Raw genomic sequence first — 12,288 nt, forward strand, 5'->3', positions numbered from 1 at the left:
TCGCTTTGCGGAGGTCACGTTGATCCTCGATTTTCGGCTACGTTGAACGGCGAAGAAAGGAAAGGGATAATGGTGATGCAAAATTGGCGTAAACGAAAGCAACGATCTGCTGTCGCGAGATACCGTCGCCGTTTGACTGGCGTCGAAGCCTTGGAAGATCGCCGAATGTTGTCTTGGCAAAACCCTGTCACTGCGGCAGACGTCAATAACGATGGCCTTGTCTCTGCATCCGATGCTCTGGAAGTCATCAACTACCTGTCTGACGTCGGGTCAGGTCCAGTGCAAAACATCTCGAACATTCCTCCGCCGTATTACGACGTCAACGGCGATGAGGTTGTTTCTGCCTCAGACGCTCTGAGTGTGATCAATTACCTCTACGATCAGAAACTTTTGGTTTCGGATGTACTCACTCCGTTCGATGCAAACGAACAAGACCTTAATGGCCCGACCAGTTGGGCAAGCCAATACGGCAAGACCCCCGAGATCGTCGTTTCGTCCAACGGCAACGTTCTGGATGTACTGGCCCAGGACTACGATCCTGAAACACCTTGGAAAGCGGTTCTGTTCCGCGTCACGCCCACTTCGACCGGCTATGCGGTGAGTCAAATCCACGCTGATCTGCCGATGCTCGACCGGATCATGGGGTTGGCAACCGACGAGGCCGGGAATCGCTACTATGCCACTGGCGTCGACGAAGGCGAGTTGGTCGATCCGGATTATCCGCCGTTGGATACGTTCCGAAATGACATCGTGCGAGTCGTCAAGTTGGACGGCAACGGCAAGATTCTGTTCAACATTGATTTGGACACCGCTCGCCATCAGGCCGATGAGAATGCTCTGATGATCGTCAACCCGATGACTTTCGCGAGTTCACGACTCGCCGTCGGTGGCGGAGAAGTCGCTCTGCTGCATAGCACCAACGGTGATCCCGATCCGAACATTTCTGGCGTTCGTCATCAGATGGCTAGGTCCACACGGCTTGATGCGGACAGTGGTGATGTGACGCGCACCGGTACGATTTGGGTCAGTCACTCCTTGGATCAACGTTTAATTCATGATAGCGAGGAAATGATTGAGATGCATCTTGGCGACGCGTTTCCTCGCTCAATCGTCATCTCCCACGATTACGAATCGGAGTGGGCAGGAATCCAAAGCGAATCGTTTCCACTCTTTCAAATCAAAGGGAGCCTGGGAGAAAACAACACGCGGACAAGGCTTGGGGACATCGTACCGATTGCGGATTCTAACTACAGTCACATGGTGCTGTTTTCGACCGAGAGTACCAGCCGAACCGATGCACTGTCGGGCCAAGGGGGACTGATTAGCGGGTCGCGAAACTTGGCCATCGTCCGATTCAATGGAGACGATGGGGGTATTGACCCAAGCCTTCCCGATCAATTGACGGTAACTTCGAGCGGCAAAATTTACGAGAATCGGCTTCGCTGGCTCACCACCTATGCTACTGATTCTGGTTTACATGCAGAGCGGCCGAAAATGGTGCGTGTGGGTGACGATCGGAATATCGTCTTATGGGAAGAGTGGGAAGTTGCTGATTCGAGTGAAACATTTCGCGGTGTCTACGGCATGGTCATTGATGACAAAGGAGAGATCATAGAATCAGCGACACTGATTTCGCAAGACCACCACTTACATCGCGGGGATGACGCTTTCGTATTGGATGGCCAAGCTGGTTGGATGACCGGAAATGCAACGGATCGCACGCTTGAATTACATCTAGTCGATACAAATCTGAACTACGCGATGCACATACTGAAGTGATGATGTATTCGCGTCGATTAGCGTGATTCGCGGGCAAATTCGCTTTTTTCAGATTTCATGATTGGCTGACTGGTTTGGTTCCGATGTAGTTTGAAAAGCCGGCAAAGTTTAGCGGGCCGGAAGTCCAAAACGGGGACATTGTTCGTCTTTAGAGAGATTTTTCAACAGCGAGTACGATTGCTGAGGACGAGTAGGTTACAATGGAGCCATTAGATTTCCGGTTAAGGAGAAACGATTTGAATACTACGATTGATGCGCCTCTTGAGTGGGTCGAGAGTATTACGATGCTTCGGCTGCCTGAGCAGGCTGACTTGCGACTTCAATGCCTAATGGATCGGAACAACGAAGGGACACTGACTGACCGAGAGCGTGAAGATCTCGCGGCACTCGCGGAATTGAGCGAACAGCTCTCGCTTGTACGCGCCGAAGCTCTGCACCTGCTTGGTCGTAAGCCATAGGAAGATCTCTTGGTTTCAAACGACATTCAACAGCAAGTCATGCTGCGCGCCGGCAACCGTTGTGAGTACTGTCAGATGCATCAGAGTATGCAGGGTGCCACTTTTCATGTTGAGCATATCGTGCCCCGCTCGGCTGGTGGCTCTGACGACATTGGAAACCTCGCATGGGCTTGTCCGAGTTGCAACCTTCACAAAGCGGGTTGTATTGCCGTTGAATTGGTGGGGATGATTGGCCAAATTACACTTTACAATCCACGTCGAGATCGCTGGTCCGACCATTTCCAATGGGAGGACTTCGTTCTTGTTGCTAGGTCGGACATTGGCCGGGCAACGCTCGGCAGGCTTAACCTGAACCATGAACGACGATTGAAAATCCGCCAAGCAGAGCAACTATTTGAGCTTTTTCCGCATGAGGTTTTATGAAGTGGACCTTCACGTAATCTACGGAGTTGGAATCGCTTTGTAGGAGTGCAGTCCTGGACACCGGTTTTCGTGGCAGCAAACAACGTGACCTTTGATGATCGCTTCACGGGTGTCAGCCTTGATCTTCGGTTTTCGTGGCAGCAGAGGATTGGGATCGTATGGTTTTTGAAACGCAGAGTCGCAGAGGACGCAGAGAGAAAGCCGTTCAGAAAAAACTCTGTGTCTCTGCGATAAAACCTCTATTCGGGCATGCTTCGCTGCGTTGTCTTCGTTTGAATGGAATTTGAAAAGCTTCGGGAACACTAATCGATCGCTAATTGACACCAATCAAAACCGGTTGAGGCAGAACCGATCCAGGACCAAGTGTAGACAGGAAGATTGGACGAAAGAAAAATCTGCACGCGGTTTGCCTCACACCATTATCTTCCTGTCGTTCAATTTTCCTGTCGAAAGCTTGCGCGTCGCTGCAAGCCCCGGTGGACGGCTATTCCCCCAGCCAAACATTATTTTATATGCTTCATTTTTGGGGGTCGCTTTGCGGGGATCAAACTGGATCGGGCATGTTCGCTTGGCCTTCTCGAAAAAAGAGCGAGAGAAGCTGCAGTGGAGTCGTCGCCGCTTTGGTTGACAATTTGTCGCATGACCTGTTGTTGTGTGGATAGACGAGTGACGGCTGGCACCTGCACTGGTTAAAATATTACGGATAAGACAATTCATCAAGTTTCTTTCGTCGCGAGCGAGCCAATGTTCACAATCACGGTTTCCAAGTCTTGGTTTGGCCAAAGACGGCGAACATTGCGTGTCGAATCGCTGGAGCAGCGTTGCATGTTGGCGGCGGAGTATGGGTTCGAACAGCCAATGATCGATGTTTCATCGGCTGAACAATTGATGGTTGAACGCATCAATTGGGCGCGGGCCAATCCGAGCGGTGAAGCAAGTCGGTTGGGGATTGGGTTGAATGATGATCTCGACGCAGGAAAGATTTCGACGACTCCTAAACAGCCGCTTGCGCCGGACGCCTCGCTCTCGCGTGCTGCGGAACTGCATTCGCTCGACATGATCTTGCGTGACTATTTTGCCCATGACACACCAGAGGGTGTTTCGCCTTGGACTCGCGCTGCGAATCAAGGTTACACGCGGCCCACGGGTGAGAACATCGCATTCAACTGGACCACGGGCGGCGACTTTGGACTTGTTGTTCAAGAAGCGCACGACATTCTATTTCGTAGCGCCGGGCATCGCGTCAATTTGATGCTCGACCGAGCGGCGGAAGTGGGCATTGGAATCGAACAAAACCCGAATGAGGATCCTGGTTTTCCTGGCTTTGCGTCTGTATTGTCAACCCAAATGTTTGGTTCGACTGGACCGACGCCTGCGATCACGGGAGTGGTCTACAGTGATTCGGTCATCGATGACGACTTCTATTCGATCGGCGAAGGGCAGTCGCAAATTCGGATCGAAGCGACCGATGACGTCGGAAAGACTTACTGGACTTCGACCGGGGACGCGGGTGGCTACGCACTACGCATCCCCAAAGGAACCTACACCATCGTGGCAAGCGATGCAGCGGGCCAGCGACAAACCGATCTAGGGCGTGTTGTTGTAGATTCCGAGAATATTAAATTGGATGTTCTAGACGATGACTGGGATAATAGCCGTCCCGATACGTTTGACGTTTTCGATTGTAACCACGACGGCAATGTGACAGCGGCCGACGCATTATTGATTATCAACAGGCTAGGCACAAAACAGGTGGCCTATGACGCATTACTTGATGTGAACCATGACAACAAAGTGACGGCTGGCGATGCGTTGATGGTGATCAACGAGTTGCAGCAGACGCCGCAAGTGACTCAGCCGCCGGTCGACGCCCCGTTGTCAGAAGCGATGGACGAGGCGGTCAGCGAGGCGGTGCGAAGGTTCTCAGACGGATTCACAGCGATGCCCGACGCAAGTGAAATTGTGATTGAGTCATCGATACCCGTGATTTGGACGAACAGCAAGTTCAATTTGCGTGATGGCGGCGACCCCGTACCCACGGCTGGGTACCAAATCGTGCTTCGTTTCGGAACCGTACTTGGAGAGTATCGTGCTTCGACGACAGGAGGAATACTGAAGGCAGGGAACGTCTATGTGAATGATTACATGGCGGATGGCGACGAGCTTTGTTGTCCGTTTAAAACGTTCAGTGCTGCGTGTGAACAAGCAGTCCGGGATGCGGTCTTCGCAATCTTAGTTGGGCGGATTCATTCGACATCCTAGCCTGCTTTTCGGCGGTGAGTCGAAAGATGGCAGGACGATTTCGAGCAGGAAGCTCGATGGCGTGGGTTCAGATTTCTAAATATTTCTGCCCCTGATTTTCCTGTCAAACCTCACCTGTTACCGACAGGCGGACCAGACTGTGAATTAGCCACGGATCGACACCGATTTGCACGGATCGACAGTTATTCCTCGCCATCCGTTTTGATCCGTGAGTATCCGTGGCTAAATCCCCCTACCGTTCGGCCTTGAGTAGAGTGAGAGTCAAGGGCCATGAACGGCCACGATTCAACCGAGTGACTTCAAACGTCCGTTGCATCATGTTGCATCGGATTTTCCTAGTGTGGGGCGAAACGCCCGGGCGTAATTGATATCGCCCATTGATCCCGTGTTTCATCTTTGGCGATCAGCTTTTTCTTGCAGGGTCGCAATAGAAATGAGCTGAAGCGTCAACGGTTTCGATTGGTCTCACTAGCGGGCAAATGCTGCTACGCATTAATGGCTGTATTGCTGCGCGGAAATTTCGAAATATAGTGCTCGCGATATTCTTAACCTGGGCAACATTTGCCGATTATCCGGACTCGACCCACGTGTATTTTCAGCAGAATCGCTAAAATCCGTTCGGCATCGTGGTGGTTATTGACGATTGAAATAGCGTCGTTCTATCGATTTACTGAATGAGTTGAGTTTTAAGATGGCAAGCAAACTAAATAGGTTCCTCGTGGTCGCCGCCCTGTTATCGGTGACATCGCCATTGGCTGCAGAGAATTATTCTGGGAATCGAAGCTGCGATGCGTTAGCCTGTGATGCGTATAATACCGACGACTGTGCCGACTACAGTTGCGATGAGGCACCTTTTGTGTTCGGAAGACTGTTTGCCAGTGAAGCGGGAGAGTGCTGGAACGATTCCGATTCGGCGTTTCGTACTCCTGCGATGATCGGCGACTTTTTCAGTGGCTCCACGGTTGGGTTTCGCGCCAATGCAGTAGTGGACCGGTTGATGGTACTCTCGGATGATCTGGATGTGCCCGGCGTACTGCCGCCGGTTGGATCGCCATTGACAATAACGGAATCAGGCCCCATCGGTGCGTACAGTTCATCACTAACATCGGCGGAGCAGATTCAGGCACTACTGCGTAGTGGGACTCCGTTACCTGCTGCGACGTTGGCTGGAGTGATCAACGAAGACGCAACGCTGACGACCTCGCAAACGATCTCACAGATCCAAGCTCAGTTAGCATCGACAGCACTTCCGTATGATGTGATCGCGCTGCAACCGCCCCCGGGTGCCTACTCGGCAGCAATTGATGGGTTGTTTCAGTCGAGGAACGGGGTTCCTGGATCAACCGAGTACAATGCCAATGCATCGGGAGCGTTGATTCAGGCGGGGGCCGATACGCTTGCGGGCGGCGAAGACCTTGATGCGTACTACTTTTATGACTACGTCGTCCGTTTTAACATGGCGTTGGCAGATGCCAGTAGCGGTGGGGTGGGGCGTCTAAAGATTGCGGAAGGTGGTTCGGTGCTGCCAACCGATCGGATTTTCTTTCGTTACAGCACGATCCACAATGCACTGATGGGCGGTCGCCGAACCAGCTTGAACCGGTTCGTCCCTGGCTTTGAACGAACGTTCTTTGACGGTATGACTTCGTTTGAATTACGTGCTCCGTTCGCCACCGATGCGTTGGCAACCTCAACGCTCGACGGTGACACTGTTACCAACGGCAAGGACTCTCGCTTCGGCAATTTGACGATGTATGCCAAGGTTCTGTTGCATCGTACGGACCGTATTGCGTTCACGGGAGGGTTGGGGATCGTGCTGCCGACGGCTGGTGATACCCGCGTCAATTATGCAGATGGAACATCACTACTGCGAGTCGAAAACGAGTCAGTCCACTTGCAACCCTTCCTGGGAATGCTGTACACGCCCGACGACCGGTTTTTTGCACAAAGCTTCCTGCAATACGATGCCACCGCATCGGGCAATTCGGTCGCGATCAATTCCAGTGGTACGGGACTGCAAGACGCTGGCAAGTTGAGCGATGCCGATAACATCTTCTTCGATGCGAGTGTCGGCTATTGGCTGTACCGCAACGACCGTTCGTCTGGATTGACAGGGATTGTTCCGACTTTGGAAGTTCACCAAACGAACTCCACGACCGACGGCAACGTGATCTCATCGGGACCATTCCAAGTTGGCGACTTTGGTGGTAGCACGAGCATCACCAGCATGGTGGCGGGTACGACTTTGGAGTTCGGTAAACGAACACAACTTACCGCTGGTTACGCCACGCAATTGGGCGGCGGCAGCGACCGACAATACGACGGTGCGTTTCAGTTCTTCTTTAATCACTTGTTGGGACAGTAGCGGAAGTGGGATTGCGGCGAGGCCGTCTTACGGAAATAAGGCAAACAGTTGGTCGACTAAGTCAACGTCAAGAGGATCACTCTCCTCACTGTTTCCCTCCTCGCTTTCAGACTCAATCTGCGGTAACAAAACCGCTTTTGGGGTCTGCATCGCCGGTGCGTGAACCGCCTGCTTTGATTCGAATTCCGGAATCCAAGTCTGATCACGAACGAGACGCTCAACTTCCGCATTTTGCGTTAACAGTAAATCAGATGCAACGAGTTCTCCCGATTCACCGCTTTGGTTTCCAGGTAGCATTTCTGCTAGAGCGTTAATGACTTGCAATGCATCGGAAGGGCTCACCTTTCCGTCACCATTGACATCTAAGTAGCGAGCCAATGCACCGGGGGCACTGGGACTGGCCGCCGATCCGTCGCTGGTGAGCAGTCCATCGCTAGCCGAATAAAGTCGCTCAGTCAATTCGTTGATCACCGCTAATGCATCCGATGCGGTGATGCCACCTTGATTGTTCACATCGAGTGCCTCGACGACGTTCCGCCATGCTCGTGACGTATCGAGTTGGATTGTCGCGCCCGACGAATGGACGGCTTGCCGCATCGACCGCTCGCCCACCATCACGTTAGCACCCATCGACCAACCGGTATCGGTGAATTCGAACTCGTCGTCTGCACCGTTGCCGATGAACTGGATCATTTTCGCTTCGGGCAACAAGCGATTGATGACATCCGAGTTGACGACAAGCCGATCGGAGCCGGTGGTGCCTTGAATGATGACATGATGCAACGAATTGCCGTCGGTACGGAAAAGGATGGTTTCCCCCATTGCAGCAGCGACTTGGTTGTCAATCATTTCCAGTCGCAATTCGCCCGCCGATGGCATGATGATGACCGCATCGCGACTGACACTATTTTCGAGGATGTACTCGCCCGCCCCTGATTCGGCTCGTACGATGACCGTGTATTCGCCGCCGATAGGTGCGGTGAAAGAAACGGTCGATTGCTTGCCGTCGAAGGCAACGCGGTCCACTTCGAGAGCCGTTCCGTCTGGCTTCAATACTTCGATGGCTGGAACCAACGTGTTCGGCATTGAAGCCAGTGGCGAGTTGAACGGTGTCTCGACCGTCAGGGTAACTGGGTCGCTAGCCTCCAATGACAATTGATAGCGATCCGACGTATCGCTTCCGCTGACAACGATATCGTCCATGTAAAAACCTTCACCACTCTCAGGTGTGTCTGAGTAGCGTTCGTAAGTGACGCCTAACTGAACGATGGAGCCAGCGTAAGAAGTCAGGTCAATCTGTTTATCTTTGAATAATCCGTCGGTGTTGGACACCCATCCCAAATATTGATAAGTCAGACCACCATCGGTTGAAATATTGAGATCAACATTGCTACCTAATCCGAGGTCATGCCAATAACGGAAAGATAACGACGCGGAGTCAAAACTCCGCAGATCGATTGGCGACGATAAGACTCGGGCTTCGCGGTCGTTGCCGCCCCCTTCGTCGGTTTCCTCCATGCCGAAGAACAAACTATGCGGGCTGGAGTGTCCCGCATCGCTGCCGCGCCGGCTCGAGACGTGCCACAGTCCCGGCGACTCAGAGTCAATGGTAAAGCCATCAAGCGATGGCTCATCGCCGTCAGAGAAATCGGCCGCAAAAGCTATCCCGCTCAAGAAGCCTTGATGAGGAGAGTCAGAGCTGAGTTGGTTCACAAAACCGTCAGCGGCGTCATTTGGCTCAAGCTCAAGGGAGGATGAATCGAAGACGGCTAAGCTGTAGTTGCCAGGCGTGTCGGAGGTCACGCGGATGGTGTAAGTGCCATGCTGAGTCAACGCGAAATCATAGATTCCAAGGTCCGCATTCTCGACCGGACGATTGTCGAACTTATTCGTAGCGGTCGCAAGAACCGTTTGTCCATCCGTGTTTAGCAGTTCGATTTTCGTTCGGGAAGGATCGAGATAACCGAGTGCTGAAAATACAATATCCACGTGATCCGAATCGGTTGCACTCCAGTCGAATGTATAAGCATCCACATCAGACGTCGTTTGTGGTGGGTCAGCGCTAAACTCGATCACGTCGCCGTTTTGGACCGTTGCTTCGTCGTAACCGACCTGTGCGAAAATATCAGGTCGAGCCTGGACACCGATCGTTGCCGATTTTCCACCATCATTCCACTCGTTCTCAAAATCGACATCTGGGTAAACAAAGCGAGCGAGTATCGGTGCATCGGGTGCAAAAAGCTGTAACTGGAAGTTTCCCGACCCGCTGTCGTTGTAGTACGAGACCTCGTTCCACTGGACAATGAGAGTCTGGAAGCCATCGACCAAAGTTTCTTGAACGAAAACGCTTCCAGCTTCATCACCAGTAACACCCCAAAAAGGCAGCAAGGCGGATTCATAATCCTCGCTGACTGGAAGTGGGTAATTGAACCGATAAAATGTTTCGTCACCTTTTGAAATGCCACCCGTCTCATGGATGAATAAATCGCCAGCCGGAAACAGCGTATTGCCAACCGTGGAGGTAAAAGGGGTTTTGACGCTACTTGTAAAATCCAATAGCGTTCCCGTATCCGAAATATCGACGAATCGCTGCGGTGCGTTTGTTTTGGTGTAGGCAATGCCACTTACGCCAGCGTTACTATGACCTAAGACGGTCCACGGATGCGAAGCGCCGCTGCCGATTTCTCGATCGATCCTAAATGGAGCGGATTCGCTGCTATCGCCAACCATTAACGATTCGCTGGTTCCGCCAAGAGCGAGTTCGATGGCGTACAATGTCGGACCGGCCCCCGTCACTTCAATCGTGTAAGTGCCATCCGCAGGTAAGCGGCTCGACTGTATCATGACCGCACCGTTATCTCCAACGGCTGCGTTAACAACAAACCCGTCTGGCCCGGTCAACCTAGCTGTGATCGTTTCATTGGCCGGTGGTGCGACACTCAATGCTAAGTATTGACCAGCACTGGCACCAAACGTGTACTGATCAGTATCGTCGGCACCGTGTAACCAGCTTTCGGCGTCAGCATGAAACAGCAAACTTCCCGTTGGTTCGATTCGTTTGACGTCAAGCGGAAGCGGAGCGTGGTCGATCGTGAAATCGACATGGTAATCACCACCGGGAACACCGTCGCCGGTGGGAGTACCGGCTGTGTCACTGCCAAGTGGTTCGCCATCAAGAAGTACGCCTGCGATCGTCTGTGTACCAGCGGCCGATGAGATAAAGGACAGCCGATAATCGCCGTCGGTTAGGGTTTGCTCGCTTGAGAGAGTTATTCGACTAACACCATCGCGAGTGGAATGCCCTTTAGACGTGAGCGGAAAAATCTCGGACGACGCTAGGTTTATGAGTTGGACAGCGTTACTGACAAAATCGCCTGCATTCCACGCTCCGCCGGTTTCAAGGGCCCCCTGGAACTCGGCGACAAACACGAGTGGTTGTTGACTGACCGGCTCGAGTCGCTGGTTCTGCGGCAAGGACTCACCAGCGAAGGTAATGCTATTGAGCGTTAGTGGATGGACTTCAAAAGCACCAATATCCGCCGCAGATCCAAATACCCTGGCGAAACCACTGCCTCGCTGATCAAACGGTAGATTGTCAGGATTCAAGCCCGCATTGATCGCAGGACTGCCAGGCATCAGTGGATATGACGATTCTTGCCAACCGTTGTATCCGACGCGGTCGCCCAATAGTGGATCTTGACCAACGAGGTTGTTTCCTGAGTCACCATTGGCGATCCCCACCGCCCCGTTCGCATCTTGAACCAAAGTATGACTTGCGGAAGCAAACGTGCCAAAAACGTCCGCAGCCGATGACGCTGTGTTACTTGCAAACAGGCTGCTGGTCGCATTGAGGGTCGCCAATTCATCGACCCAAACACCACCACCCGACTGTGCCGCTGAGTTGAACGCAACCGTACTGTTGTTAATCGTCAACGAGCCACCATAAGCTGCGATGCCACCTCCGACTGTTTCGGATACGCCGCCGCTTATCGTCGAATTGGAGATGACAATGTCCGTGCCCAAACCATAGATCGCTCCGCCACCTCCACTCGTTCCGGTTGCATCGTTGTAGCTCAGCTCACTATTGTTGATAAACAGGCTTCCGCCACTGCCGTAGATGGCACCACCCTGCAGAGCACTTCCTGCGTAGAAGCTACCCTCGGAAATGCGAACGGTGCTATTTCGAAAAAAGAGTGATCCGCCCAACGATTGGCTGTTGTTTCCGTTAAACCAAACTCCGTTTAATATCAACTCACCATTGGTCAGGCTTCGTATCGCTCCACCTTGGAGTGCGGTTCCGCCATGCAATTCAAATCCCGTTAGGTTGACTTCATCTGCAGTTTCCGCAATGTCAAAAACACGGGCATCGACGCCGGTCAAATTGTTAGCTTGGATGACAAGGCCCCAATCAGCGTTGGGAATCAAGATTGATACACTATCGGTAATTTTCATTTGGCCGAGAGATTCGGCCAAGCGAATATTGGCGTACAAATCGCGTCCGAACATCGATTCGGCAAACGTGATCGTATCGTGCCCCTCGGTCGCGTTGGCTTGCGCGATCGCTTCGCGAAGGCTGAAGTCGCCAGGCCCGAAATCGCTATCGAGTTCATCGATCGTTGTATCAACCACCAAATCGCCGGCTAATAAATGACGCTTCTCTAAGGTTTCGAATCGTAGTCGGTGATTTAGCTTGCGATTACGAACTCTGCTGTGCCCGCGTTTATTGTTTCTTGACCGATTGGATCGAGAGGGAATGGATGTCATTTCGGAGCGTTCACAGTGCAGGAAGGAGGGGGGTCTGGAATGCTCAATCTAGTCGTTGACGATTGCCGGGCAACGGGCAAAGGGGTGGCCCTGAGGAATTTGCAAGGAAAAGGGAGAGGTGCGACAAAAGGCCACACGATTTGGGAGGGAAACGCTGCGCAGATTCTGAGATATTCGACCATATTAATTTCCGTCTTAGACACTTAAAACGAACCGATGGCAGCGAGTCACGGGGAA

6 protein-coding genes are annotated in these 12,288 nt (G+C 52.5%); 5 read left to right on the plus strand and 1 reads right to left on the minus strand.

Annotation, left to right across the window (positions count from 1 at the left end):
* Positions 1-75: 75 nt before the first annotated feature.
* From Q31b_RS20390 to Q31b_RS20410, 5 genes are all read left to right on the plus strand, one after another.
* Complete coding sequence (locus Q31b_RS20390) at positions 76-1,779, plus strand: dockerin type I domain-containing protein (RefSeq protein WP_231617726.1); 1,704 nt, start codon at positions 76-78, stop codon at positions 1,777-1,779.
* 236 nt (positions 1,780-2,015) lie between these two features.
* Positions 2,016-2,237 (plus strand): hypothetical protein, encoded by a 222-nt coding sequence (locus tag Q31b_RS20395; RefSeq protein ID WP_146601516.1) that lies wholly within the window; start codon positions 2,016-2,018, stop codon positions 2,235-2,237.
* Positions 2,238-2,246: 9 nt separating this feature from the next.
* Positions 2,247-2,660: an HNH endonuclease gene (locus Q31b_RS20400; RefSeq protein ID WP_146601517.1), complete on the plus strand. Its 414-nt coding sequence runs from the start codon at positions 2,247-2,249 to the stop codon at positions 2,658-2,660.
* Between the two features lie 744 nt (positions 2,661-3,404).
* The gene (locus Q31b_RS20405) at positions 3,405-4,922 is read left to right on the plus strand and encodes a dockerin type I domain-containing protein (protein ID WP_146601518.1); all 1,518 of its coding nucleotides are present in this window, start codon (positions 3,405-3,407) and stop codon (positions 4,920-4,922) included.
* A 691-nt stretch (positions 4,923-5,613) separates the two neighbouring features.
* The gene (locus Q31b_RS20410) at positions 5,614-7,287 is read left to right on the plus strand and encodes a hypothetical protein (protein WP_146601519.1); all 1,674 of its coding nucleotides are present in this window, start codon (positions 5,614-5,616) and stop codon (positions 7,285-7,287) included.
* Between the two features lie 27 nt (positions 7,288-7,314).
* Here the strand turns inward: Q31b_RS20410 and Q31b_RS20415 are convergent, their stop codons facing one another.
* On the minus strand, positions 7,315-11,916 hold the full coding sequence (locus tag Q31b_RS20415) for a choice-of-anchor Q domain-containing protein (protein ID WP_197171939.1): 4,602 nt from the start codon (positions 11,914-11,916) through the stop codon (positions 7,315-7,317).
* Positions 11,917-12,288: the final 372 nt, after the last annotated feature.

This window comes from Novipirellula aureliae, from assembly GCF_007860185.1.
GTDB classification, from domain to species: Bacteria; Planctomycetota; Planctomycetia; order Pirellulales; family Pirellulaceae; genus Novipirellula_A; species Novipirellula_A aureliae.

Bases quoted from the DNA above. Each gene is read 5' to 3' on its own strand.
- Q31b_RS20390 (WP_231617726.1), top strand. From the start codon at position 76: ATGCAAAATTGGCGTAAACGAAAGCAACGATCTGCTGTCGCGAGATAC.
- Q31b_RS20405 (WP_146601518.1), top strand. From the start codon at position 3,405: ATGTTCACAATCACGGTTTCCAAGTCTTGGTTTGGCCAAAGACGGCGA.
- Q31b_RS20410 (WP_146601519.1), top strand. From the start codon at position 5,614: ATGGCAAGCAAACTAAATAGGTTCCTCGTGGTCGCCGCCCTGTTATCG.